Annotated in this window: 23 protein-coding genes; 14 read left to right on the top strand and 9 right to left on the bottom strand. The window is 69.1% G+C overall.

Features of this window, described 5'->3' with window-relative positions; translation table 11 throughout:
- Window positions 1-21: 21 nt before the first annotated feature.
- Window positions 22-552: a GNAT family N-acetyltransferase gene (locus JWQ81_RS13190; RefSeq protein WP_297541131.1), complete on the bottom strand. Its 531-nt coding sequence runs from the start codon at window positions 550-552 to the stop codon at window positions 22-24.
- On the bottom strand, window positions 549-1,520 hold the full coding sequence (locus JWQ81_RS13185) for a quinone oxidoreductase (RefSeq protein ID WP_297541129.1): 972 nt from the start codon (window positions 1,518-1,520) through the stop codon (window positions 549-551). The genes JWQ81_RS13190 and JWQ81_RS13185 overlap by 4 nt, the downstream gene beginning before the upstream one ends.
- A gap of 95 nt (window positions 1,521-1,615) precedes the next feature.
- Here JWQ81_RS13185 and JWQ81_RS13180 point away from each other — a divergent pair, with 95 nt between their 5' ends.
- Entirely contained in the window at window positions 1,616-1,924 is a 309-nt protein-coding gene (locus JWQ81_RS13180; RefSeq protein WP_297541127.1) for a hypothetical protein, read from the top strand.
- Window positions 1,921-2,793, top strand: coding sequence for a hypothetical protein (locus JWQ81_RS13175; RefSeq protein WP_297541125.1), 873 nt, complete (start codon window positions 1,921-1,923; stop codon window positions 2,791-2,793). The genes JWQ81_RS13180 and JWQ81_RS13175 overlap by 4 nt, the downstream gene beginning before the upstream one ends.
- A gap of 4 nt (window positions 2,794-2,797) precedes the next feature.
- Here the strand turns inward: JWQ81_RS13175 and JWQ81_RS13170 are convergent, their stop codons facing one another.
- From JWQ81_RS13170 to mptB, 4 genes are all read right to left on the bottom strand, one after another.
- Window positions 2,798-3,769: a COX15/CtaA family protein gene (locus JWQ81_RS13170; RefSeq protein WP_297541122.1), complete on the bottom strand. Its 972-nt coding sequence runs from the start codon at window positions 3,767-3,769 to the stop codon at window positions 2,798-2,800.
- A 249-nt stretch (window positions 3,770-4,018) separates the two neighbouring features.
- Window positions 4,019-4,744: an ABC transporter permease gene (locus JWQ81_RS13165; RefSeq protein WP_297541151.1), complete on the bottom strand. Its 726-nt coding sequence runs from the start codon at window positions 4,742-4,744 to the stop codon at window positions 4,019-4,021.
- A 62-nt stretch (window positions 4,745-4,806) separates the two neighbouring features.
- Entirely contained in the window at window positions 4,807-5,733 is a 927-nt protein-coding gene (locus JWQ81_RS13160) for an ABC transporter ATP-binding protein (RefSeq protein ID WP_297541120.1), read from the bottom strand.
- A 19-nt stretch (window positions 5,734-5,752) separates the two neighbouring features.
- Window positions 5,753-7,390 carry a polyprenol phosphomannose-dependent alpha 1,6 mannosyltransferase MptB gene (gene mptB, locus JWQ81_RS13155; RefSeq protein ID WP_297541118.1) on the bottom strand — a complete coding sequence of 546 codons (1,638 nt, stop codon included), beginning with the start codon at window positions 7,388-7,390 and terminating at the stop codon, window positions 5,753-5,755.
- A gap of 94 nt (window positions 7,391-7,484) precedes the next feature.
- On the opposite strand from mptB, the gene JWQ81_RS13150 reads away from it, so the two are divergent.
- From JWQ81_RS13150 to JWQ81_RS13120, 7 genes are read left to right on the top strand one after another with little or no spacing between them, the layout of a single operon-like run.
- Window positions 7,485-8,345, top strand: coding sequence for a metalloregulator ArsR/SmtB family transcription factor (locus JWQ81_RS13150; RefSeq protein ID WP_297541116.1), 861 nt, complete (start codon window positions 7,485-7,487; stop codon window positions 8,343-8,345).
- Entirely contained in the window at window positions 8,342-9,790 is a 1,449-nt protein-coding gene (gene sufB / locus JWQ81_RS13145; protein ID WP_297541114.1) for a Fe-S cluster assembly protein SufB, read from the top strand. Before JWQ81_RS13150 ends, sufB begins: the two co-directional genes overlap by 4 nt.
- On the top strand, window positions 9,790-10,956 hold the full coding sequence (gene sufD / locus JWQ81_RS13140; protein ID WP_297541112.1) for a Fe-S cluster assembly protein SufD: 1,167 nt from the start codon (window positions 9,790-9,792) through the stop codon (window positions 10,954-10,956). The genes sufB and sufD overlap by 1 nt, the downstream gene beginning before the upstream one ends.
- A gap of 34 nt (window positions 10,957-10,990) precedes the next feature.
- On the top strand, window positions 10,991-11,752 hold the full coding sequence (gene sufC / locus JWQ81_RS13135) for a Fe-S cluster assembly ATPase SufC (RefSeq protein WP_297541110.1): 762 nt from the start codon (window positions 10,991-10,993) through the stop codon (window positions 11,750-11,752).
- A gap of 52 nt (window positions 11,753-11,804) precedes the next feature.
- Window positions 11,805-13,127, top strand: coding sequence for a cysteine desulfurase (locus JWQ81_RS13130; RefSeq protein WP_297541108.1), 1,323 nt, complete (start codon window positions 11,805-11,807; stop codon window positions 13,125-13,127).
- Window positions 13,127-13,576 (top strand): Fe-S cluster assembly sulfur transfer protein SufU, encoded by a 450-nt coding sequence (sufU, locus tag JWQ81_RS13125; protein ID WP_297541106.1) that lies wholly within the window; start codon window positions 13,127-13,129, stop codon window positions 13,574-13,576. Before JWQ81_RS13130 ends, sufU begins: the two co-directional genes overlap by 1 nt.
- Window positions 13,573-13,974: a metal-sulfur cluster assembly factor gene (locus JWQ81_RS13120; protein ID WP_297541104.1), complete on the top strand. Its 402-nt coding sequence runs from the start codon at window positions 13,573-13,575 to the stop codon at window positions 13,972-13,974. Before sufU ends, JWQ81_RS13120 begins: the two co-directional genes overlap by 4 nt.
- Before the next feature lie 217 nt (window positions 13,975-14,191).
- On the opposite strand, the gene JWQ81_RS13115 is transcribed toward JWQ81_RS13120, so the two are convergent.
- Window positions 14,192-14,386 (bottom strand): hypothetical protein, encoded by a 195-nt coding sequence (locus tag JWQ81_RS13115; RefSeq protein ID WP_297541102.1) that lies wholly within the window; start codon window positions 14,384-14,386, stop codon window positions 14,192-14,194.
- A gap of 501 nt (window positions 14,387-14,887) precedes the next feature.
- On the opposite strand from JWQ81_RS13115, the gene JWQ81_RS13110 reads away from it, so the two are divergent.
- From JWQ81_RS13110 to JWQ81_RS13100, 3 genes are all read left to right on the top strand, one after another.
- Window positions 14,888-15,427, top strand: a complete 540-nt coding sequence (locus tag JWQ81_RS13110; RefSeq protein WP_297541100.1) for a snapalysin family zinc-dependent metalloprotease — start codon at window positions 14,888-14,890, stop codon at window positions 15,425-15,427.
- 98 nt (window positions 15,428-15,525) lie between these two features.
- Window positions 15,526-16,767: a histidine kinase gene (locus JWQ81_RS13105; protein ID WP_297541097.1), complete on the top strand. Its 1,242-nt coding sequence runs from the start codon at window positions 15,526-15,528 to the stop codon at window positions 16,765-16,767.
- Window positions 16,764-17,411 carry a response regulator transcription factor gene (locus tag JWQ81_RS13100; protein WP_297541095.1) on the top strand — a complete coding sequence of 216 codons (648 nt, stop codon included), beginning with the start codon at window positions 16,764-16,766 and terminating at the stop codon, window positions 17,409-17,411. The genes JWQ81_RS13105 and JWQ81_RS13100 overlap by 4 nt, the downstream gene beginning before the upstream one ends.
- On the opposite strand, the gene JWQ81_RS13095 is transcribed toward JWQ81_RS13100, so the two are convergent.
- Window positions 17,395-19,089, bottom strand: a complete 1,695-nt coding sequence (locus JWQ81_RS13095; protein WP_297541093.1) for a GGDEF domain-containing protein — start codon at window positions 19,087-19,089, stop codon at window positions 17,395-17,397. The genes JWQ81_RS13100 and JWQ81_RS13095 overlap by 17 nt on opposite strands.
- Window positions 19,090-19,175: 86 nt before the next feature.
- Entirely contained in the window at window positions 19,176-20,312 is a 1,137-nt protein-coding gene (locus JWQ81_RS13090; RefSeq protein WP_297541091.1) for a lycopene cyclase family protein, read from the bottom strand.
- A gap of 42 nt (window positions 20,313-20,354) precedes the next feature.
- On the opposite strand from JWQ81_RS13090, the gene dgt reads away from it, so the two are divergent.
- Together dgt and JWQ81_RS13080 are read left to right on the top strand one after the other, a co-directional pair.
- Window positions 20,355-21,917, top strand: a complete 1,563-nt coding sequence (gene dgt, locus JWQ81_RS13085) for a dGTP triphosphohydrolase (RefSeq protein WP_297541089.1) — start codon at window positions 20,355-20,357, stop codon at window positions 21,915-21,917.
- A gap of 530 nt (window positions 21,918-22,447) precedes the next feature.
- A complete protein-coding gene (locus JWQ81_RS13080; protein WP_297541087.1) occupies window positions 22,448-25,333 on the top strand; it encodes a S8 family serine peptidase in 2,886 nt (961 codons plus the stop codon).
- Window positions 25,334-25,352 lie beyond the last annotated feature (19 nt).

Genomic DNA, 25,352 nt, shown 5'->3' with positions numbered 1-25,352 from the left:
GAAGGTGGCCTTCACGTCCCGCTACGCCCGGTGCCGCCACTGGTAGAGCGTCGCGAGGCGGCCTTTGACGTCGTCGGCCAGAGGCGGAGCGTCGGTGAGGTGGTAGCCGGCTTTGCGGGCGACGGCCTGGCTCGCGGCGTTCTCCTCGTCGATGCGCAGGACCAACGTCGTATAGCCGAGTTCGTACCCGTACGCCGTCATCACCCGCAGCGCTCGCGCTGCCAGGCCTTGACCGCGGGCCGTCTTCGCAATCGTGTAGCCGAGCTCACCGGTGTCTTCGTCGTCGGTCCGGAACAGCACCATCGTCCCGACGAGCGCGCCGGCGTCGGTGGCGATCGCCAGCTGGATCGCTTTGCCCGTGGTCCGGTTGACACGCCCCTTCTCGAGGTGCGTTTTCGCGGCGACCTCGTCGAACGGCGAAGCCAGGCGGGTGTAGCGCGCGATGTCCGGTTCGTCGATTGTCGCGATCATCGCCGGGACGTCGTCGTCGGTCCATTCGCGGAGGACGAATCCGTCACCTTGCAGCCGGATGTTCGCGGGATACGGCGTCACGGGATCAGCAGCAACTTTCCGGTCGTCTTGCGGCCCTGGAGGTCCTCGTGGGCCTGGCGGGCGTCGGCCAGCGAGTAGCGCCCGCCGATCCGGACGGTGAGCGAGCCGTCGACCACGGCGGCGAACAGCTCGCTCGCGCGCCAGTCCAGCTCCTCGCGAGTGCGGACGTAATGGGTGCTTGTCGGGCGGGTCAGGTACAGGGAGCCGCCGGAGTTGAGGCGCTGCGGATCGATCGGCGGCACCGGGCCGCTCGCGGCGCCGAACAGCGCGAGCGTCCCGCGGATCTTCAGACTCGCCAGGCTGCCGTCCACAGTGGTCTTGCCGACGCCGTCGTAGACCACGGCGACTCCCTCGCCACCGGTAAGTTTCCTTGTCACCTCGGCGAAGTCGACCTCGTCGTAGCGGATGACGTCGTCAGCGCCCGCCTCGCGCGCGAGCTGCTCCTTCTCCGCGGTGGACACCGTGCCGATCACCCGCGCGCCGCGCGCCTTGGCCAGCTGCGTCAGCAGGAGCCCGACACCACCGGCGGCCGCGTGCACGAGGACGTCGTCGCCCGCTTTGACCTCGTACGTCGACCTGACGAGGTAGTGCGCGGTGATGCCCTGCAGCATGAGCGCGGCGGCGGTTTCGTCGGACACGCCCTCGGGCACGTGCACCGCGATATCGGCCGGGACCAGCGTGCGCTGCGCGTAGCTGCCGAGCGAGCCTGTCCACGCGACGCGGTCGCCGGGTGCGAAGCCGGTCACGCCCTCGCCGACGGCGGCCACCGTGCCCGCGCCTTCGAGTCCGAGCGTGAACGGCAGGTCGATCGGGTAGATGCCCTGGCGCTGGTAGGTGTCGATGTAGTTGACGCCCGCGGCGGCCACGTCGACCAGAAGCTGCCCCTGACCGGGTTCGCCGATTTGGACGTCGGCGAGTTCGAGTACTTCGGGGCCGCCGGTCTGCTGGACCTGTACTGCCGTGGACATGCGCTCTCCTGGGGTCGGGGCCGTCTCGACCGTAGCAACTATGGCCGGAACCACTATGTTCCGCGAGCGCGGTAACGGGCGGTTAAGCTCCCCGTGTGGCTGAGGAAACTGTGGCTGAAAAGACAATCGCCCCGACCGACCGGCAGCTGGCGAGCGCACGCGCGTTCGTCGCGGCGCACGGCAAGTCCGCGAAAGCCGTCGTCGAGAACATCGGGCGCATCGGGGCCCGCGTGGTCCTCGTCGGTGCGGATGGTGCCTTGGGCGACGTCGTCGTGCCCTCGCCCGCAACCGGTGACGCGCTGGTCGAGGCTGTCGAAAGTCTCGAAGCGGCGGAGTGGGACCCGGCCACGGTCAACGCCGTGAAGATCGGCTCGGCACACCGGCGCAAGATGGCGGGCCGGTGAGCGGGAAAGCAATCCTCGTCGGCTGCGAGAAGATGCCGGAAGGCGACGGAGACGAGCACGACGTCCTGCCCGCGCTCGCCGACCTCGGGTTCACGCCGAGCTGGGCGACCTGGGGTGACCCGGCGGTCGACTTCGACGACGCCGAGATCGTCATCCTGCGCGCGACCTGGGACTACGCCGAGCGCCGTGACGACTTCCTCGATTGGTGCGCTTCGGTGCCCGCGCTCGTCAACTCGGCGCCGGTGGTGCGCTGGAACACCGACAAGTCGTACCTCGTCGAGCTGATCGAGAGCGGCATCGCGACGGTGCCGACAGTTCTGGTGGAGCCGGGCGAGGCACCGCGTTGGCCGAAGGGTGATTTCGTCGTCAAGCCGGCTGTCGGCGCGGGGTCCAGGGGAGCGGCACGGTTCGCGGCGTCGGCGCACGACAGCGCGTCGAAGCACCTGAAGTCGTTGCACGACGACGGGTACACCGCGCTGGTGCAGCCGTATCAGTCCAAAGTGGACACCGATGGCGAAACCGCACTGGTCTTCTTCGGCGGGGTCTACTCGCACGCGTTCACGAAGGGCGCGATGCTGTCCGGGCAGACCATGGACGATTCGGGGCTGTACGTCGCCGAGCAGCTCGACGTGGCCGCGCCGGACGCGGGTTTCCGCGCGCTGGCTGAGGATGCGCTGGACGCGGCCGCTTCGCTGCTGGGGATCCTGCGCGCCGAACTGCTGTACGCCAGGATCGACCTCGTCCGTGCGGACAATGGCAAGCCCGCGCTGCTTGAGCTGGAACTGGCCGAGCCTTCGCTGGGTTTCCGTTACGCGGACGCCGGTGCGCCGCTTCGGTTCGCCTCTGCTGTGCGTCAGCAGCTGGGTTAGCCGGCTAGTTCGCTGTCGCGAGCTCGGCTTCGTCGCGCGTTTCGGGCGAGGGAGCCGGGCCGCGGTCGCGGGCGGAGGTCCACAGGGCGGCGGTGGCGATGATGACCAGCGCCGATCCGAGCACATGGAACGAAACCAGCGTCTCGGGCACGCCCAGTGCGTACTGCACCTCGCCGAGCACCCCCTGTGCGAGGGCGACGGCCCAGACGACGCCATAGTGCCGCCACAGGCGCTTGGGTGCGCCGACCCGCATCAGCTGCAGGCCGAACGTCGCCAGGATGAGCAGGTAGACGACCAGGATCCCGCTGTGGACCGAGGCGAGTGTCTGGATCGGTACGTCGAGGCGGTGGGTGTCGACGGCGCCGCCGTGCGGGCCGGCGCCGGTGACGGTGGTCCCGGCGATGAGCAGCAGCCACAGCGAGACGACCAGCGCGACGAGGATTTTGCGGCCCGACGCGGGGACCAGCCAGTGCGTGGAAGCGTCACCCTCGTTGAAGGCGCGTAAGAGAAGTACGGCGAGCCAGATCAGCGGGGTCGAGGCGAGGAAGTGGATCGCGACCGTCCACCACTCGAGCTTCGCCAGTACGGTCATGCCGCCGAGGACGGCCTGGAGTACGACCCCCGCGGGCATCGTCCAGGCGAGCTTGACCAGGCGGCGCCGTGACGGCTCGGCGATCTGTACGCGCCACGCCGTGATCACGCACAGCGCCGCGACGACGATGACGACGCCGGTCAGCATGCGGTTGCTGAACTCGATCCACTGGTTCAGCGCGTGGTACTCCGACCGCGAGACCGGCACCATGCTGCCCGGCACGCACTGCGGCCAGGTCGGGCAGCCGAGCCCCGACCCGGTGACCCGCACGACCGACCCGGTCACCCCGATCCCGGCCTGCGTGATCACCGCCGCTATCGCGACTGCCCGCTGAACAGCACGGGAAGGGTAAGGCAGGCGGGCGACAAGGGTCTGTAGCGGCACGCCTGGATGGTACGTCTCGCTTGCTGAGACGTTGCCTCAAGGCCACCTTTGTTGCGTCCAACGCCACAACGCCCCGACCAACCGTGAGTCCCGCGTTCGTCGACGCGAGTTGGCCGATGGGCTACACGAGTTGGCCGGCCACTCACGCGAGTTGGTCGTCGGGCGACGTGAGTTGAACGTTCGTGGACGGTGGACTCACGTGTGTAGGCGGCGTAGTCGCGTGCACAGAGGGCAAACTCGCGAGTCCTGCTACGTGAGCTTCGTCGTCCGGGTGGCCACGGCTCCGGCGACCACGGCCCACGCGGCGAGCACAGCCACTGGGCCCCAGGCGAAGGTGCCGTCGACGAAGGCGGCGCGGAGGCCTTCCGCGAGGGCGCCGGACGGCAGCAGCAGGACGAAGTCGTGCAGGCCGGTGGGCATGGTCGACGGCGCGAGCAGGATGCCTCCGGCGAACAGCAGCACTAGCCAGATGATGTTCGCCAGCGCCAGCACGGCTTCCGCGCGCAGCGACCCGCCGAGCAGCACGCCGAGCGCGCCGAAGCTCAACGTGCCGACGACGAGGAACACCACACCCGCGGCCAACCCGCCGATCGACGGCCGCCAGCCCAGCAGCGCGGCGACCAGTCCGAGGATGACGGCCTGCAGCCCGACGACGACCAGCGTGGCCACCACGCGCCCGGCGACGAGCAGCCAGCGCGGAAGAGCCGTTGTCGACAGCCTTTTCAGTACCCCGTAACGGCGATCGAAGCCGAGTGCGATGGCCTGCCCGGTGAACGCCGACGACATCACGGCCAGCGCCAGCACCCGCGGCGTCACCCAGTCCACTTTGGACACCGAGCCGAGCGTGCTCGCGGACAGCAGGTCGAGCTTGCTCAGCCCGATCAGCACGGCCAGCGGGATCAACAGCGTGAGCAGCACCTGCTCGCCGTGCCGCAGGGTCAGGCTCGCCTCGATCTTGGCGTGCGCGAACAGCATCTTGCCGAGTTTCGCCCGCCCGGGCGCCGGGGTGAACGTGCCGGGGGCGAACCGTGGTGCGGTCACGTGCGGAGCTCCCGTCCGGTCAGTTCCAGGAAGACCTCTTCGAGGTCCCGCCTGCCGACGTGGAGTTCCTCGGCCAGCACGCCCTGTTGCGCGCACCACGCCGTGACCGTCGACACGACCTGCGGGTCGACGCGGCCCTCGACGAGGTACGCACCCGGCGCGGACTCGCGCACGAGGTACCCCTCGGGCAGCGCGGCAGCCAACAAGTCCGTGTCGAGCCGTGCCTGCGCCTTGAACCGCAGCTGCGCCACGTCCGCTGTCTCCGCGGTCAGTGAGCTGGGGGAGCCTTCGGCGATGACGCGGCCGCCGTCGACGATCACGACGTCGTCGGCGAGCGCTTCGGCCTCTTCCATCAGATGTGTGGTGAGCAACACGCTGACCCCGTCGGACCGCAGCGCGCCGAGCAGCTCCCAGACGAGCCTGCGGGCTTGTGGGTCCATCCCGGCCGTCGGCTCGTCGAGGAAGACCAGCTCGGGCCGCCCGACTAGCGCGCACGCCAGCGAAAGCCGCTGCTGCTGGCCACCGGAGAGCCGTTTGAACGGGGTGCGCTTCGCCGAATCGAGGCCGAGGACGTTCAGCAGCCACGCCGGGTCCAGCGGGCTCGCGGCGCACGAGGCCACCAGCCGCAGCATTTCCTCGGCGCGCACGCCCGGGTACGCGCCGCCGCCCTGCGGCATGACACCGATCCGCGGCCGCAGTTCGGCACCTTGACGGACCGGGTCGAGACCCAGCACCCGCACCGTGCCGGCGTCGGCTTTCCGGAAGCCTTCGCAGATTTCGACGGTCGTGGTTTTGCCCGCGCCGTTCGGTCCGAGCAGGGCCAGCACCCGGCCGCGCGCCATCCGCAGGTCGAGGCCGTCGACGGCGGTGGTGGAGCCGTAACGCTTCACCAGACCGGCGATCTCAACGGCGGGAACACTCACGGCGCTCAACGATACGGCGTCACGCCGGGGCCAGATGTTCGGGCAGGTCCTTGTGCCGGGTCAGGAGCAGCGGCGCGCTCCGCCGGACGACCAGCACGGCGAGCGCGACGACCACGATCGCGGCGGCGTAGGCGTACGGCAGCACGTACGACCGGCCGTCGAAGGTGCTGCCGGTCGGGGGCAGCAGGAACGGCATCGCGGCGCTGAGGATCGTCGCCGCGACGCGGAACCGCGACGTCCCCGCGGACGCCGCCAGCGGGATCACCGCCCACAGCACATACCAGGGCTGCAGCGCGATCTGCAGGATCATCACCGCGCCCAGTGACACGCCCAGCCCGATCATCGGCCGGTAGCGCCATTTGAAGCTGTCCCACAGGAACTTCAGCGTGATCGCGCCGGCCAGGAGGTAACCGAGGATGCCGAAGATCGGCACCATCTGGTTCGTGTGGTTGCCCATGCCGAGCGCGATTCCGAGCACGCCGCCGAGGTTCGCCAGCTCGGCGGTGGGCGAGATCCACGAGCGGACCAGCCCGGGCGTACCGAGCGCGCCGATCCAGCCGAACCCGAGCCCGGTGCCCTCGCACGCGGCGACCAGTACCACGCCGAACACCAGCGCCATCGGAACGCCGACGCGGAAGAGGTCGCTCAGCCTGCCGTGCCAGCGCCTGGCCACCATCACCGCGAAGAACGGCAGCGCGAGCAACGCGGGCAGCTTCACCGCGACTCCGAGTGTGATGACCGTGACACCGATCGCGATGAACAGCAGCTCGCCCTTGGCCAGCGGCGGCGGCGAGTCGCCGGCGACGCGCACCGGCAGCCGCCGGATGCCCAGCTCGAGCCCGGCGACCATCAGGCCGATCGCCAGCGCGTCGTTGTGCGCGCCCGCCACGAAATGGAAGATCAGCAGCGGGTTGGCGGCGCCGAGCCAGAGCGCGGTGACGGGCTGCACGCCGAACCGCCGGGCCAGCTTCGGCAGCGCCCAGATGATCAGCACGACGCCGACGAGCGCGAGCCCGCGCTGCAGCAGCACCCCGTCGACGATGTTGTTGCCCGCGATCGGCGCCAGCCAGCTGCCGAGCTTGAGCAGCAGCGGACCGTACGGCGCGGGGGTGTCCCGCCACATGTTCGACACGCCCATGGTCAGCGGGTCGCCGATGCCGAGCGCCTGCGCCGGGCCGAGGGAATACGGGTCCAGTCCGCGGCGCACGATCTCGCTCTGTGCCAGGTAGCTGTAGACGTCGCGGGAGAACAGCGGCGGGACGAACAGAAGTGGGACCAGCCACATCACCAGCGTTCGGCTGAGCTGGCCCTGCGTCGCCAGGCGCGCGCGGGCCGGCCGGGCGAACCGGCCCAGCATCAGCCACGCGATCACCAGTATCCCCATCCCGGCGAAGGCGATGGCCAGTGAGACGGTCGGGATCCGGACGAACAACCGCAGCACCGGGATGTCCTGGACCGGGTTGAGCACCGGGGCGGCGCCCGCGCCGAGCGCGCCGAAGGCCAGCAGGAGCGCGCCGAACGTGCCGAACCGGCGGACGACGTTGAGCGCGTGGTGTTCTTCGTCGTTCAGCGGCTCGGCGAGAGCCGGGCGGACGGGTGACGGCAGGACGGCGGACACGTCCTCGTCCCGCGGTGCGGGATGCTCGCCGATAGCCATCGCCAAAGGGTAACCACTCGCTGTCACCGTGACTCGGGTCACCGTCGCCTGCCCTCCCTTTGCCCTTCGAGCCGAAATAAGACACACTTATGTTGTGAAAAAGGTGGGAACCTCTCAGCTCGCGGACGGCGATCTTCGCCGCGCGCCGCTGGTGGACGTTCCCGCCCAGGCAGAGTCCCAGGTCAGGGCCCAAAACAGTGGTCAATCCCATGTCGACGGCAGGACCCGCCACCAGGTGGCGAGGCTGCTGCTGGAGCAGGGCCCGATGGCCGCGGTCGTGGTCGCCGAGCAGCTGAACATCAGCCCGACGGCGGTCCGCCGCCACCTCGACGCGATGCTCGCCGACGGTGAGGCCGAGACCCGCGACTCGACCCAGCGCGGTCCCCGCGGCCGCGGCCGCCCGGCGAAGATGTTCGCCCTCACCGAGTCCGGCCGCGCCCGGTTCGGCCACGCCTACGACGACCTCGCCGTCACCGCGATCCGCTTCCTGGCCGAGCACGCCGGCGAAGACGCGGTCCGGGCCTTCGCCGAGCGGCGCGTGGCGGCCCTGATCGGTCCGCACACCGAAGCCATTTTGAGCCAGGAAGACCCGGCCGCGCGAGCCGAGGCCCTCGCAACCGCTTTGAGCAGGGAGGGTTACGCTGCGTCGACCCGTCAGGTCGGCGCCGGCGAGCAACTCTGCCAGCACCATTGCCCGGTCGCTCACGTGGCCGCGGAATTCCCGCAGCTGTGCGAAGCCGAGACCGAGGCGTTCGCCCGGCTGCTCGGCACCCACGTGCAGCGGCTGGCGACGATCGCACGCGGCGACAACGCGTGCACCACACACGTACCGGTCGCCTCGGCGACAGGTATCCCGGCTGAACCAGAGCCGGGGAGCACAGAGCCTTCGAGGGCGGCAAAGCCGCGGCCCTCCGGGCGAACCGCACGGATCCCGAATGGAGGGAAACCCGAATGACTGCCGCTGCCGAGCAGCGCACTCCCACCACAGCGCCGCTGAGCCAAGAAGAGACCATCGACTCCCTTGGCAAGTACGCGTATGGCTGGGCCGACTCAGACTCCGCGGGCGCCAGCGCCCGTCGAGGCTTGAACGAGGATGTCGTGGTCGACATCTCGGACAAGAAGTCAGAGCCCGAGTGGATGCGTGAAACCCGTCTCAAGGCACTCAAGCTCTTCGAGTTGAAGCCGATGCCGAACTGGGGCGCGGACCTGTCCGGGATCCATTTCGACACCATCAAGTACTTCGTCCGGTCCAGTGAGAAGCAGGCCACCAGCTGGGAAGACCTGCCCGAGGACATCAAGAACACCTACGACCGGCTCGGCATCCCCGAGGCGGAGAAGCAGCGACTGGTCGCCGGTGTCGCCGCGCAGTACGAGTCCGAGGTCGTGTACCACTCGATCCGTGAGGACCTCGAGGCCCAGGGCGTGCTGTTCCTGGACACCGACACCGCGCTGAAGACGCACCCGGAGCTCTTCAAGGAGTACTTCGGTTCGGTCATCCCGGCCGGGGACAACAAGTTCTCCGCGCTGAACACGGCCGTGTGGTCCGGTGGCTCGTTCATCTACGTGCCCAAGGGCGTCAAGGTGGACATCCCGCTGCAGGCGTACTTCCGGATCAACACCGAGAACATGGGCCAGTTCGAGCGGACCCTGATCATCGTCGACGAAGACGCCTACGTGCACTACGTCGAGGGCTGCACCGCGCCGATCTACCAGTCCGACTCGCTGCACTCGGCGGTCGTGGAGATCATCGTGAAGAAGGGCGCCCGCTGCCGCTACACGACCATCCAGAACTGGTCGAACAACGTGTACAACCTGGTCACCAAGCGCGCCAAGTGCGAAGAGGGCGCGACCATGGAGTGGATCGATGGCAACATCGGCTCCAAGGTGACCATGAAGTACCCGTCGGTCTTCCTGATGGGCGAGCACGCCAAGGGCGAAGTCCTCTCGGTCGCTTTCGCCGGTGAGGGCCAGCACCAGGACGCCGGCGCCAAGATGGAGCACCTCGCGCCGCACACCTCCTCGACGATCGTGTCGAAGTCGGTGGCGCGTGGCGGTGGCCGGACTTCCTACCGCGGCCTGGTCAAGATCGCCAAGCGGGCGCACCACTCGCGCTCCAGCGTGGTCTGCGACGCGCTGCTCGTCGACACGATCTCCCGTTCGGACACGTATCCGTACGTGGACATCCGCAACGACGAGGTGTCGATGGGACACGAGGCCACGGTCTCGAAGGTCAGCGGTGACCAGCTGTTCTACCTGATGTCCCGCGGTCTGACCGAGGTAGAGGCCACGGCGATGATCGTGCGCGGGTTCGTCGAGCCCATCGCGCGCGAGCTGCCGATGGAGTACGCGCTCGAACTCAACCGCCTGATCGAGCTCCAGATGGAAGGGTCCGTCGGCTGATGACGGTGGCTGAGAACAATGTTTCCGGCGCCGTGCGGGAGGGTGTCGTTCCGGCATCCTCCCGCGCGGAGCGGTTCGCCTCCTATGACGTCGAGGCCTTCGAGGTCCCCGGCGGCCGTGAGGAGAACTGGCGCTTCACCCCGATGAAGCGCCTCCACAAGCTGCACGAGGGTCCCGACGCGACCGGCGAGGTGACGGTGGACGCCGACCCCGCGCCCGAGGTCACCGTCGAGACCGTCGCCCGCGGCGACAAGCGCCTCGGTGAAGCGGGCAAGCCGAGTGACCGGATCGCCGCGCAGGCGTTCTCGACGTTCGTCTCCGCCACCGTCGTCACGGTGCCGAAGGAGACCAAGGCGTCGAAGCCGTCGGTCATCCGGATCACCGGCCCTGGCGAAGGCAAGCTCGCGTACGGACACGTCCAGGTGCGCGCCGAGGCGTTCGCGGAAGCCGCGATCGTGCTCGACCACGTGGGCTCCGGTACCTACGCCGACAACGTCGAGTTCGTCATCGGCGACTCGGCGCGGCTGACCGTCGTCAGCGTCCAGGACTGGGCCGACGACGCGGTGCACGTCTCCGAGCAGCACCTGCGGCTCGGCCGCGACGCGAGCCTGCGGCACATCGTCGTCACCCTGGGCGGTGATGTGGTCCGCGTCAGCCCGACGGCGACCTTCGCCGGTCCCGGCGGCGACGTCGAGATGCTCGGCCTGTACTTCGCCGACGCCGGCCAGCACCAGGAGCACCGGCTCTTCGTGGACCACGCGGAGCCGAACTGCAAGTCCAACGTGATGTACAAGGGCGCGCTGCAGGGCGAAGGTGCCCATGGCGTCTGGATCGGCGATGTGCTGATCCGCGCGGCGGCCGAGGGCACGGAGACCTACGAGGTGAACCGCAACCTCGTGCTGACCTCGGGTGCGCGCGCCGACTCGGTCCCGAACCTCGAGATCGAGACCGGCGAGATCACCGGTGCCGGCCACGCCAGCGCGACCGGCCGGTTCGACGACGAGCAGCTGTTCTACCTGCAGTCACGCGGGATCGACGAGCAGCAGGCGCGTCAGCTGGTGGTTCGCGGATTCTTCCACGAGATCCTGGCGAAGATCGACATCCCCGAGGTGCGCGAGCGCCTGCAGGCCGCGATCGAAGCCGAACTCGAAGCCGTCAACGCCTGAGCGCGTTCCCAGACTCTTAGGAAACGAAGAAGATATGGCAACCCTGGAAATCAAGGACCTGCACGCGTCGGTCATCACCGACGAGGGTGACAAGGAGATCCTCAAGGGCGTGAACCTGACGATCCGCGGGGGCGAGACCCACGCGATCATGGGCCCCAACGGTTCCGGCAAGTCCACCCTGTCCTACGCGATCGCCGGTCACCCCAAGTACACCGTGACCTCGGGCGAGGTGCTGCTCGACGGCGAGAACGTACTCGAGATGACCGTGGACGAGCGCGCCCGCGCCGGTCTCTTCCTGGCCATGCAGTACCCGGTCGAGGTCCCGGGCGTCTCGATGTCGAACTTCCTCCGCACCGCCGCCACCGCGGTCCGCGGCGAAGCCCCCAAGCTCCGCACGTGGGTCAAGGAGGTCAAGGAGGAGATGGGCAAGCTCGAGATCTCGTCCGAGTTCGCCGACCGCAGTGTGAACGAAGGTTTCTCCGGTGGTGAGAAGAAGCGCCACGAGATCCTGCAGCTGTCGATCCTCAAGCCGAAGATCGCGATCCTCGACGAGACCGACTCCGGCCTCGACGTCGACGCGCTGCGGGTCGTCTCCGAGGGAGTCAACCAGTACAAGGCCGCGAACGAGGTCGGCGTCATGCTGATCACGCACTACACGCGCATCCTCAAGCACATCACGCCGGACTTCGTCCACGTGTTCGCCGGCGGGAAGATCGTGGAGTCCGGCGGCGTTGAACTGGCTGACGAGCTCGAGGAAAACGGCTACGTGAAGTACGTCGGCGCCGCAGCCGTCTGATCTTTCCCGGGTCTCCTGGGATCCATGAACTACACCGAGAGGAGTCGGCCCGATGACCACCACAGCAAACGGCCTGGCTAACTCTGTCCCCTTGGGGACACCTTTGGACGTGGCCGCGTTGCGGGCCGACTTCCCCATCCTCTCCCGGACTGTCCGGGACGGGAAACCGTTGGTGTACTTGGATTCCGGCGCAACCTCGCAGCGGCCGACGCCGGTGCTCGACGCGGAGCGGCGGTTCCTCGACACCTCGAACGCGTCGGTGCACCGCGGCGCGCACCAGCTCGCCGAAGAGGCCACCGACGCCTACGAGGAGGCCCGCGCGCGGGTCGCCGAGTTCGTCGGGACCTCCCCGGAGGAGCTGGTGTTCACCAAGAACGCCACCGAGGGCATCAACCTTGTCGCGTACGCGATGAGCAACGCCGCGACAGCCGGCCCCGAAGCCGCGCGCTTTGTGGTCGGCCCCGGCGACGAGATCGTCATCACCGAGATGGAGCACCACGCGAACCTGGTGCCCTGGCAGCAGTTGTGCCAGCGCACCGGCGCGACGCTGAAGTGGTTCAAGATCACCCCCGAGGGCAGGCTCGACCTCTCGGACATCGACGAGCTGATCACCGAGCGCACGAAGGTGGTCGCGTTCGCGCACCAGTCCAACGTGCTCGGCACGATCAACCCGGTTGCGCCGCTGGTCGCCGCGGCGAAGAAGGTCGGCGCGCTGACCGTGCTGGACGCGTGCCAGTCGGTGCCGCACTTCAGTGTCGACTTCCGTGATCTCGGGGTCGACTTCGCCGTCTTCTCCGGGCACAAGATGCTGGCCCCGAACGGGATCGGCGTGCTCTACGGGCGCGCCGAGCTGCTCGTGGCGATGCCGCCGTTCCTGACCGGCGGCTCGATGATCGAAATGGTCCGCATGGAGGGCACGACGTTCGCTCCGCCGCCGCAGCGGTTCGAGGCGGGCACGTCGATGATCTCCCAGGCCGTCGGCCTCGGTGCGGCCGTCGACTACCTCTCGGCGATCGGCATGGACCGCGTCGCCGCGCACGAGCACCTGCTCACCGAGGCCGCGATAGCCGGGATCAGCGAGATCCCCGGCGTGCGGATCATCGGCCCGACGGACATGGCCGACCGCGGTGGCCTGGTGTCGTTCGTGATCGACGGGGTGCATCCGCACGACGCCGGCCAGGTGCTCGACAGCCTCGGCATCGCCGTGCGCGTCGGCCACCACTGCGCGTGGCCGCTGCACCGGGCGTGCTCGGTCCCGGCGACCGTGCGCGCGTCGTTCTACATCTACAACACACTGGCCGAAGTGGACGCCCTGGTGGCGGGGATCCGCGAGGCGCAGCGCTTCTTTGGTGTCACGAGCTTCGGGGTGGCTTGATGAATCTCGAGAGCATGTACCAGGAGATCATCCTGGACCACTACAAGCACCCGCACGGCCGTGGCCTGCGTGAGCCGTTCGACGCCGAGTCGTTCCAGGTCAACCCGACCTGCGGCGACGAGGTCACCCTCCGGGTGAAGCTCGACGACGGCAAGGTCTCCGACATCTCCTACGAGGGCCAGGGCTGTTCGATCAGCCAGGCGTCCACGTCGGTGTTGACGGACCTCGTCGTCGGGCACACAGTGGAGGAGGCGTTCACCACCATGGACGCCTTCGTCGAGCTGATGCAGGGCCGTGGCAAGGTTGAGCCGGACGAGGACGTGCTGGAAGACGGCATCGCGTTCGCGGGCGTGGCGAAGTACCCGGCACGGGTGAAGTGCGCACTGCTCGGCTGGATGGCATTCAAAGACGCGGTGGCCCGTAGTGCCGCCGGAGTGGAGACTTCATGACTGACGAGACGAGCACGGTCGAGGTGTCCCGCGAGGGGCGCACGGCCGCCGACCTGCCGGAGCAGGCCGCGCCCGCGGTCGACCTCGCGAACCTCGAAGACGTCGAGGAGGCCATGCGCGACGTGGTCGACCCCGAGCTCGGGATCAACGTCGTCGACCTCGGCCTGGTGTACGACATCCGGGTGGAGGCGGACAACTCCGCGACCATCGACATGACGCTGACCTCGGCGGCCTGCCCGCTGACCGACGTCATCGAGGACCAGACGCGGTCCGCGCTGACCAGCGGCGGCCTCGTGAGCGACTTCCGGATCAACTGGGTCTGGATGCCGCCGTGGGGCCCGGAGAAGATCACCGACGACGGCCGCGAGCAGCTGCGCGCCCTCGGTTTCACCATGTGATCTCGGAGTTCGAGCGAAGACCCCGTCCACCGGACGGGGTCTTTTTCTTTTTCAGGGCGCACGCATGGCGATCGTGGTGGGCCGGCCATCGTTCCGGTGCGAGCCGAAATACCACCACTGTCCCCATGGCGCCGTCGGGTAGGTGCCACGCACAATCCTGATGTGCGCCTCGCCCAAGATGAGAACAGGCGGGACCGCTCAGTTCGTCAACGCCGCGTCACAGCACGGTGGCACCGTCCAGAATCTGCCATTCGGCAGCCTGCTCGGCGGTGATGACATCCCGAGCGGCCAGCAGCTGACAGGCGTCCGTGATCAGGCCCACGAACTCGTCCTCGTGCCCGGAGGCCCATTTGTCCAGCGGTAGACCAAAGTCGCCGCCGACGACCGCGTGCACGCGCAACTCGGGCCGCAATCCGGTGGCACGTGCCCGGGTAAAAGCGGAGGCCCCCGGCGCGGCCTGGGGGTCGCGGCGCCGAGGGCCTCCTTTGCCGCGGCGACCCGAGGGGGAGGTGGGCGCCGGGCACGGCCAGTGCGACACGCGGTCGCAGTACCGGCCTCTCTCCCAGGGTACTGCACTTTTCCGTGCGTGGCGCCACAGAGTTTCAGCAGTGGTTTCACTTGTGCTCGAACCTCCGCACCTGCGGTCCGAAAGCCTGCTCTGACGGCCACTTCAGGGCCCCTAAGTGGCATTTTGGTGCTGGGTGTCACATCGGCTGGGGTCCCCAACTTGCTCGGGGGACGTTTCGTGCAAATCAATTGTACGAAACGTCCCCCGAGTCGTCCCGGGCCAAAACCGTCCACTGTGGACAGTACTTTCGACGGTGGCCGGGGGCGTTGTGGGGTTCTAACGTGACTCAGCGCACTGTGGTTGGTTGTTTTCCTTACAAGCAGGCATTCCGGCGAAGGAGAGACGATGAACGTACGCGGGATCGGTCGGGTTGTGGTCGTGGCCATGGCTTTGACGGTGCCACTCGGGGCGCAGCTGCTGAGCGCTCCCGGCGCCGATGCGGCGTCTGTCACCACGTTGTACTACAGCTCCAGTGACGCTCCGGACTACGTCGCTCAGATCGACCAGGGTGCGGCGAACTGGAACGCGGCCGTCACCGATGTGAAGCTTGTGAAGCGCGACTCGTCCGCCACGATCGTCATCCACGAGACGAACGACGGGCAGGGCTCGTATACGAACACCGATGGCCACGGGAACGGGCAGATCTACCTCGATTCCACCCAGGTCGCCGAGGGTTACGACGTCACCCGCATCGCCGCCCACGAGATCGGCCACAACCTCGGCCTGCCGGACGACTACACCGGGCCCTGCAGTGAGCTGATGTCCGGTCACGGGCCTGGCACGTCGTGCAAGAACGAGAAGCCCAGCGCGCAGGAAGCCGCCACCGTTCAGCGCAACTTCGCCAACGGCTTCGCCCCCGCCACCGCCGTCCGCACCTTCCGCTGACGTCCTCCCGCAGGGATCCCTGACACAACCCTCCGCGCCACCCCCACTCCCGCTGAGGAGGGAGGTTCGGAGGGGCCGGGGGTGCGATGATCGCGGGCATGTTCCTGCGACGGTTGCTGGCCCCGGTGCACGATCGGGTGACCTATCGCCGCTGGGTTTACCTCATCCTGGGCGGCGCGTTGAGCGTGCCGTACCTGCTGTTCGGCGCGATCCTGGTGCCGTCGTCGGTTCCGCTGGTGGCCACGCTCGGGACGGCCGGGGTCATCGGCGGGCTGAGTGCGTTCGTGGTTGTCGTGCTGACGTCGTTCCTGCCCGCTGTCCGTGCGCTCGAAGGCGCGGCCCTGCGGGAACTGCTCGACGACCCGGTGCCCGACACCGTTTTCGGCCCCGCGAAGGGCCGGCGTGCCCGCCTGCGGCACAGCGCGGTGTTCGTCCTGCACGTCGGGGTCGGCGGCGTGGTGAGTTTCCTCAGCCTCGCGCTGCCGGCCCTGTTCGCGTTCTCGATCGCCGCCGCGTTCACCGGCAAGTTCACGGTGAGCTCCCAGGAGCCGATCCGGCTGTCGGCAGGCTGGCCCCGCGCGTGGCTGCCCTTGGTCCTGTTGCTCTCGATCGTCGTGCTGGTCTACGTCGTGAACGGCGTCGGCGCGGTGCTCACGAAGATCGCGACGCGGCTGCTCGGGCTGTCCGCGGCCGAGCGGATCGAACAGCTCGAACGCCGTACCGATCGCCTGGTCGAGCGCAACCGGCTCGCGCGGGAGCTGCACGATTCGGTGGGCCACGCGCTGAGCGTCGTCACCATCCAGGCCGGCGCCGGACGCCGCACCCTGCGCACTGATCCGGACTTTACCGAACAGGCGCTGCTCGCGATCGAAGAGTCGGCCAGGTCCGCGCTCGAAGAGCTCGATCACGTGCTCGGGCTGCTCCGCGAGGAGTCGTCGGGCAAAGCGCCGCAGGCGGACCTCGCGGGGTTGCCGCCGCTGCTGTCGGCTACGCGGCTGGCCGGTGTCCACGTCGACGCCGAGGTGTCCGGGGAGCTGGATTCCGTTCCGCCGGTGGTGTCGAGAGAGGCCTACCGCATCCTGCAGGAGTGCCTGACCAACGCGCTGAAGCACGCGGGGAAGGTGCCGGTGTCGCTGCGGGTCGTCGCGGGAGATCGGCGTCTGGAGCTGGCGGTCAGTAATGCGCTCGGCGCGGACGTCCCGGCTGGCCGGGACGGCGGCGGACGCGGGTTGCGCGGGATGGCGGAGCGCGTCGAGGTCTTGCGTGGTGAACTGTCCGCGGGACGCAACGAAGACCGCTGGGAGGTTCTGGTGAGGTTGCCGTGGGGGAGCGCGCGATGAGCGTCGGGGTGCTGCTGGTCGACGACGAACAGTTGATCAGGGCCGGGCTTCGGGCGATCATCGCCTCCGAGCCGGACCTCGAGGTGGTGGGCGAGGCCGCGGACGGCTCCGAGGTGCCTGGGCTGGTGTCCCGCCTGACCCCGGCCGTCGTGCTGATGGACGTGCGGATGCCGACCGTCGACGGGATCAGGGCCACCGCCCACCTGATGTCCACAATGGATAAACCGCCGAAGGTGATCGTGGTGACCACCTTCGAAAACGACGACTACGTCTACGACGCGTTGCTCGCCGGAGCCAGTGGTTTCCTGCTCAAGCGGGCTCGGCCGGAGGAGATCATCACCGCCATCCGGACGGTCGCGTCCGGGGAGTCGCTGCTGTTCCCGGCCGCGATCCGCCGTCTCGCCGCGAATCGCGGTGCCGCCGGTGACGCGCTGAAGGCTGCCGCGCTGACCGAACGCGAGGGCGAGGTGCTCCGGCTGGTGGCCACCGGACTGTCCAATGTGGAGATCGCTAGCGAGCTTTTCCTCGGTCTGCAGACGGTCAAGACCCACGTCGGCAACATCCTCGCCAAACTGGGCGCGCGGGACCGCACCCAAGCGGTGATCAAGGCCTACGAATCGGGGTTCATCAAGCCGGCCGGCTGAGTTCGCGCCGCTCCGGCACTGTCTGCCGGGTTATGCCGCGCAGCACTTCGACGCGGTCCGAGCCGGGCCTTCCCAGCACCCAGCTTGACCCGGGCACGGCCTTGGCCCGCTTCTTCAGCGGCGCGAGCAGGCGCGAAGCCTCGCGGTACGAAGCGATCGCGCCAGTGCCGCACACCAGTGTCGCGAGCGACACCGTCACCTGCAGACCTTCCGCCGACCACGGCGTGTCCAGCAGCCGTCCGGCGATCGCGGCGATCTCGTCGACGTCGCAGGCGATGAGGAAGTCGTCCCCGCCGACATGGCTGACGGCCATCCGGCGGTGGTCGGCCGAAAGCTCGGTCAGCGTCCGGCCGAGCACACGGATCAGGTCGTCACCCGCGGCGAACCCGGCCGTGTCGTTGACGTTCTTGAACGAGTCGACGTCCAGCCAGGCGGCCACGAACGGCTCACCGGCGTTGATCCGGCGGTCGACCTCCCTGGCCACCGTGTCCGTGCCCGGCAGGCGGGTGAGCGGGTTGAGCGCCGCGGCCTCCTCGACCTTCGCTTCGGCCACCCCCCGCACGACGTCGGTCACCAGCACGACCCCGAGGCACTTGCCGGCTGGGTCGATGACCACGACGTCGTCGCCCGTGCGTCCCCAGTCGGCGTCGGTGACCAGCTCCAGGAACTCGAGCGCGCCGGCGTCCGCGCGGATGGTGTGCGGTGAGTCCGCGAGGCGCTCGGCGGGGCGTTTCGCGTGCAGGGCGTGCCCGTACGGCCCGGTGACCGCGACCAGGAAGCGGGTCCGGTCGACCGACCACAGCGGCCGGTTCGCCGCGTCGACCCCGACGATGCCGGTCGGGCCGTTCTCCTCGGCGAGCACAGTGAGGACGTCCTCGCAGGTCGCCCCGGTCGGCACGGTGGTCGCCGGGCGCAGGAAGTCGCGTACCCGCGGCCCAGGCACCGCCACCTCGATTCGCGGGTCCGGAACGGCCGGGATGACGCCCGGCCACTCCGGTTCGGGACCGGCCTCGGCGAACAGGGTGCCTTGCGCGATCCGGATACCGAGCCGGCGCGCGACGGCGAGTTGGGCTTCGGTCTCGAGGCCGGTGGCGACGAGGCGGAGACTGGTTTTGGACGTGTAGTGCAGCAGCGCTTCGACAACCGCGACCGCGGCGTCGTCGTCGCTCAGCCGCCGGATCAGCCCGCGGTCCAGTTTGACCAGGTCGACCGGGGCCGACGTGAGCAGCGTCAACGGCAGGTCGCCGCGGCCGAGCCCGTCGAGGGCCATGCGGAAGCCCAGCTCGCCGAGGTTCCGCATGCCGGCGCAGATCTGGTCGACGGGGAGCCGCGAGAACGGCGGCCCGATCTCGAGCACGACCTCACGCGGCCGCCGTCCGGCGTCGGCGAGCGCCTTGAGCAGCGGCTCGAACGACTCGGCCGGGGCGGCCAGGGTCGGCGCGGTGAGGTTCAGGTGCAGGGGAAGCGGCGAGTGGTGCTCGGCTTCCTGCCGGGTCGCGTCGGCGGCCAGTGCGATGTCGACGTCGGTCAGCCTGCCTTCGCGACGTGCTTCGGCGAGCAGCTGGTGCGCCGTACCCCGGCCGGGCTTCGCCAGCGCTTCGAGCGCGACGACACCGCCGGTGTGCAAGCTGAACAACGGCTGGAAGGCGAAGCTCACGATCGTCGGGGTCGGGCCCACGACTAGATAATCGCCGTTCGCCGACAGAAATCAAACTCATGTCGGCTGATGTTCACCATGGCGGCCCCCGGATGGGGGAATCCAGGTCAGCGGATGAGGTGTTTGCGTAGCTTTCCGGGGCTGCGGCGGAAAATCTCCGCCATGGTGACCGCTGTTCCGGTCAGGTCTTCGCGGCCGGACGTGAAGGCGCGCTGCCGCTCGACAGGGAGTGCGAAGAACAGCTCGAAGAATTCGGGCAATTCGGAGCAGGACATGCCCAACAGCGCGTTCAGGCCGCGTTTGCGCAGGGTGTGCACCGCGCGGGCGCGAGGACCCCAGAGCGCCCGTCGTGCCGCGCCGGACGCCGCGGAGGGCCCCTGTGCGAGCCCGTCAGCGACTGCTTTCGCGACGAGAGGCGCGAGCCGGAGCGAGCCGGCGAGGCTGTACCCGGTCGCCGGGTGCACGAGCCCGGCCGTGACCCCGAACGGGACTATCGCCGAGTTCCGGGGGACCGGCAGGTCCAGTGGGATCCGGACGCGTTCGGTCCGGCCGCCGGACCGGATTCCCGCGCCCGCGAACCGGGCTTTCAGCCGGGCGGCGAGAACGTCGTGCCCGAGACCTGGCCGTCGGGCGAGCGAGGTCTCTTCGACGAGGACGCGGCCGCCGCCGAGGGGCAGCGCGTAGAGGAACGTGGGATCGGGCGCCGGACGCCGCCAGTCCATGAACAACGCGGTGTGCCCCGCGTCCGGTACGAGCCGTTCGGCATCCGCGACGTCGAGTACGACACCGACCGCGTGCTGCTCGGCGGTGGTGCGTTTGGCCGGACCGCCGGACAGTGCGCGCCCTGCGCCGCTGGCGTCCACCACGACACCCGCCGCCATCCGGCGTCCGCCGTCGAACACGACGGTGGTGCCGAGTTTGCCGGAGACGACTTGGTCGACCTGGCCGGTGACCACCTCGACGCGGTTGTCGGCGAAGGCGTCGCGCAGTCCGTTGTTGTCGATGACCAGGTACTGGCGCGGGATGACGTACTCGGACACGGCAATGGCGAGCGTGCGGGCAGGCGCTGCGGCGACGGCGGACGCCGGCAGATCGGGTGCCTCGTCCGCCCAGAGCCCATAGGTGGCCTGCCAAGGTGCGTCCGGTGCGGGATCGGCGAGTGCGGTGTCGAGCCCGAGGCGGGCGCAGGCGCCGGCGAGCGCCCAGCCCGCCGGGCCGGCACCCGCGATCAGCACGTCCACCACCTCGGCAGGTTACCGGCGCCCGTGACAGATACGGTGTCGGGCATGCGAGACGAGGATCCGAGGGCACAGCGTCGAGATGCGACCGAAGGGGCGAGCGGCTTCACTGACCTGGCGACCGGCCCGTTCCGCATCGACCGCGACCGCATCGCCGCGTCGCCTTTCTTCGCCCGGCTCGGCGGGGTCACCCAGGTCGTCAGCGCGGGTGGTTCCGGTTTGCTGCACAACCGGCTCACGCACAGCCTGAAGGTCGCCCAGGTGGCGAGGGCGATCGCCGAGCGCATCTGCGCGTCGAGCGAGTCCGCCGCGCTGGCCGACAAGCTCGGCGGCTGCGACCCGGACGTCGCCGAGGCCGCCGCGTTGGCGCACGACCTCGGCCACCCGCCGTTCGGGCACCTCGGCGAACAGACACTCGACCGTATCGCGCGGCATCGTTTCGGGCTGGCGGACGGGTTCGAGGGCAACGCGCAGACGTTCCGGATCCTGACCACGACCGATGTCCGCGGGCCGTCGGCGGTGGGGCTGGACCTGACCGCGGCCGTTCGTGCCGCGGTGCTGAAGTACCCGTGGGCGCGGCTGCACTTCCCCGATCCGCATCCGGCGGGCTTGTCGGTCCCGCCGCGCGGCGCCGCTGAGCCGGACAACGCCCCTGGTACCGGATCGTCCAAGTTTTCGGCCTACAGCACGGAGTTGGACGATTTCGCGGAGGCCCGCGCGCCGTTCGCCGGACGTGTCGAGGATTGGCAGCAGACCGTTGAAGCGTCCGTTATGGACACTGCGGACGACATCGCGTACGCCATCCACGATCTGCAGGACTTCCACCGCATCGGAGTGCTCCAGCACGCTTCCGTCGCCGCGGAACTCGGTGAGTGGGCGCGGCACACGCGTGAGATGTCCACTGTGGACGACGAAGACCTGACGACGGAACATCGCCGCCCTGGGTACTCGCTCGAGCGACTGAGGCGTCGGCTGCACGCGAAAGACGCCTGGATCGTCGACGACGAAGCTTTCGCCGACGCAGTCGCCAGGGTGCGCGCGGAGCTCGTCGACGACTTGCTGGCGAGCGTCTTCGACGGCTCGACCGAGGCCGAGCAGGCAACGGCCGCGTTCTCGTCCCGCTGGACGTCGAGGCTGGTCGGCGGGGTGCTCGTGGTGCCTTCGCCGCCGACGCGGTCCGGGCACGTCACACTGAGCCCGGCGCAGTGGCACGAGGTGCAGGTGCTGAAATTCGTGCACCGGCGGTTCGTCCTGCTGCGCCCGGACCTCGCGCTGCACCAACGCGGGCAGGCGAGTTTGGTGTCGATGCTCGTCGACGCGCTGGAAGCCTGGTTGCTCGACCGCGACGAGATCCACCGCCTCCCGCGCCGGCTGCATGACCTCGTCGAGCTGGCGCACGGCGAGTACGCCGGGCTGGCCCGGACGTCGCCGGAGCTGCTGGTCGGCGCCACCGGTGAGCGCGTGAGCGGTGAGGACGCCGTCCGCGGCCTCGCGCGCGGCCGCGCCGTCGTCGACTTCGTCGCTTCGCTGACCGACAAGCAGGCCGTCAGCCTGCTCGACGCCCTGTCCGGCCGCGCCTCGCAACCCTGGTCGGACTCCTTCGTCCTCTGACCGGGGCGGGACCCCTCAAGGCCACGACATGGCGGGCCCTCGCAGTGCGTTGAACGCCAATGCGTGGAACCTCAGGGGGTCGGGGTGGTCGGTTCTGTCCAGAGCAGCAAGGACCGGGGCGAGTGGGTGCTGGCAGCGGGGTTGAGGGCCAGTTGCGTTGTGCTTGTTGGGGCTCCTGAAGGCACTTTCGGTAGGGCAGGGGCGTCGTGAAGGCCTAGTTGAGTGCGCCTAACGCTGTGAAGGTGGCCTTCACGTCAGGTCACAGCGTCACACCTCGCCCCGGGCTGCGAGGGTCGCCATGTAGTGGCCTTGAGGGTACGTGGACCTGCCTCACTCCCGCCCACGGCTTGACCTGCGGCGACGAATTCGGAGGGTGAGCGGAAATTACCGTTCCAGTGTCACTCGAACGGGTGATGTTTACCGACACCCTCTGTTTTTAGCTATATCCAGTCGGTGATCACCGACGTTGGTCAGCGTGAGTCGGGGCACGCGCCTAATCACCGGAGGCGCATGTGCGTCCAGCTCATTCCATGAGAGCCATCAGAGCAAGAACCACGGCCGGGGCAGCGGTACTGATCGCTGTCCTCGGTCTTGTCACACCCACGACGGCCTCGGCGGCCACGGCCGGCTCGGCGGGCACTTTTTCCGCCACTACCGAGCAGCAAATCGCCGCCCTGCAAGCGATTAAGAAGTCTCAGAGTGCTGGGGAAGCCAAAGTAGACAGCAGTCTGCTCGTCGAGCAGAAGCTCCGCGCGTCGCGTTTTTCCGCCGCCGCGGTGCCCCGGCTCCAGACCGGCGCGAACGTGTCGGCGAGCGGGACCGTGGTGGTCGACATCCGCGTCGACAAGGTGTCCGACAACTTCATCAACTCGGTCAAGGCGGCCGGCGGAGGCATCCGCGCGGTTTCGCAGCGGACCGGGAACGTGCGCGCTGAGTTACCACTCGCAGCGGTGACGACGCTCGCCCAACGGGGTGACGTGCGGCAGATCCAGGTCGCCGACCAGGCGCGGACAGCCCGCGAGCCGAACGCTCCGGCGGCACCGGCGGTGAAGCCGGAAACCAAGGAAGCCAAGGCCGCGCGGATCGGCGCCGCGTTGCAGCAGGCGACACAGGCCAAGGCGAAAGCCCAGGCCGCAGGCGTGCAGACCGGCACGGTCACCAGCGAAGGCGACAAGGCCGAGGGCGCCGACATCGCACGTCAGCAGTACGGCGTCACCGGCGTCGGGGTGAAGGCGTGCGCGTTGTCCGACGGCGTCGACTCGCTCGCCGTCTCGCAGGCGAAGGGCGAGCTCCCGGCGTCCGTCGACGTGCCGGCCGGCCAGCAGGGTTCCGGTGACGAAGGCACCGCGATGCTGGAGATCATCCACGACCTGGCGCCCGGCGCGGCGCTCGGTTTCGCGACCGCGTTCACCTCCGACGCCAGCTTCGCGGACAACATCCGCAACCTGCGTTTCCAGTCGCACTGCGACGTCATCGTCGACGACGTCATCTACTTCACCGAGTCGCCGTTCCAGGACGGCCTCATCGCGCAGGCCGTCAACGACGTCACCGCCGACGGTGCGCTCTACTTCTCTTCGGCCGGCAACGAAGGCAGTGTGGCCGACGGCACCGCCGCGCACTGGGAGGGCGACTTCGCCGACTCCGGCAAGAGCGTCGGCAAGTTCGCCGGCACCGCGCACAACTTCGCCGGCGCCGGCGGCACCCAGATCTTCGAGCCGATCTCCGACGCGTCCTCGGCCGGTGTGCCGGTGACGCTGTTCTGGTCGGACCCGCTGGGCGCCTCGTCGAACGACTACGACCTCTACCTGCTCGACGCGGCGGGCAACGTGGTTTCGTTCAGCCAGAACAACCAAACCGGTACCCAGGACCCGTACGAGCGGCTGAACACGCCGATTTTCGGCGGCACGGGCTTGCGCCTCGCGGTCGTCAAGTTCTCGGGGCAGGCCCGCTACCTCTCGCTTTCGGCGCTGGGCGGCCGGTTCTCCAACTCGGCGGACGGGCTGAAGGCGTACAACACCCCGGGTGTCACCGTGGGCCACTCCGCGGCACGACAGGCGTTCAGCGTGGCTGCCGTGCCGGCCGCTGCCGCGTTCCCCAGGCCACTCGAGCCCGGCGACCCGGCTAACCCGGCCGGGCCGTTCCCCGGCTCGTTCAGCGCCGCCAGCAAGGTCGAGCGGTTCAGCTCGGACGGGCCGAGGCGCATGTTCTACCAGGCAGACGGCACGCCGATCACCCCGGGCAACGTCACCGCGACCGGTGGCGAGGTACGCCAGAAACCGGAAATCGCCGCGGCGGACGGCGTGAGCACGAGCGTCGGCGGGTTCTCCCCGTTCTTCGGCACCTCCGCGGCCGCCCCGCACGCCGGGGCCGTCGCGGCGCTGGTGCTGTCGGGCAACCCGGGCCTTTCGCCCGCTGACGTCCGGTCCGCGCTGGTCAACACCGCCGTGGACATCGAGGCACCCGGCGTCGACAACGTGAGCGGGGCGGGCGTCATCCTGGCCGACCGCGCGCTCGCCTACACCGGTGCCAGTCCGCAGCCGCTGGTCCAGGCCCAGCAGCCGACGGTTTCGGTGGCCGGCGGCAGCGGGTACCTGGAACCGGGCGACACCGCGAAGGTGACCCTGCCGGTCACCAACAACGGCGACGGTGCCGCGGTGTCGACGAGCGTCGTGCTCATCAGCCCGACGCCCGGGGTGACGATCGCGCCGCGGGCGAAGTCCTACGGCACGATCAGCCAGGGGCAGACCGGGGTGAACGACTTCACGGTGACGGTTCCCGCCACGCAGCAGCTCGGCATCCCGGTGGTTCTCGACGCGAGGGTGACCTTCGCCGGTTCGCTTTCCCCGACGACAGCGGAATTCCCGCTGTCGGTGGGGCAGCCTTCGCCGGTGGCGACGGACTTCGCCTACGCCGGCGCCCCGGTCGCGATCCCGGACAACAGCCCACTCGGCGCTTCGGTGCCGATCGTGGTCAGCGGTGTCGGCCCGGCGTCCAAGGTCACGCTGTCGGTCGACGGCACGACTTGTAGTGACACCGCGGGTTCGACCACCGTGGGCCTCGACCATACCTACGTCGGAGATCTGGTGGGCACGCTCACGTCGCCGTCCGGCGCCAAGGTGACGGTGTTCCAGCGCAACGGCAGCGGTGGCAACAACCTCTGCCAGGTCGTGTTCGCCGACAGCGCGGCTCAGCCGTTCAGCTCGGTGCTCGCCGGGAACGCGCCCTTCACCGGAACCTGGCGGCCGACGGCGAAGTTCACGTCGCTGGCCACGTCCTCGGTGGACGGCACGTGGACGTTCTCGGTGGTCGACGCGGCCGGCGGTGACACCGGTTTCGTACGGGCTGTTTCCTTGCACATCAACGGGTTCGTCCACCCGACCCAGGCATCGGGGCGTCCGGTGCGCGGGCCGGTGTAGGACCTGCGAACGCGGTACG

Origin of the sequence: Amycolatopsis sp. (assembly GCF_025464955.1) — a bacterium.
Classification (GTDB): Bacteria; Actinomycetota; Actinomycetes; order Mycobacteriales; family Pseudonocardiaceae; genus Amycolatopsis.
The sequence above is the reverse complement of the archived record's forward strand: the minus strand, read 5'-3'. Positions and strand labels throughout refer to the sequence as shown.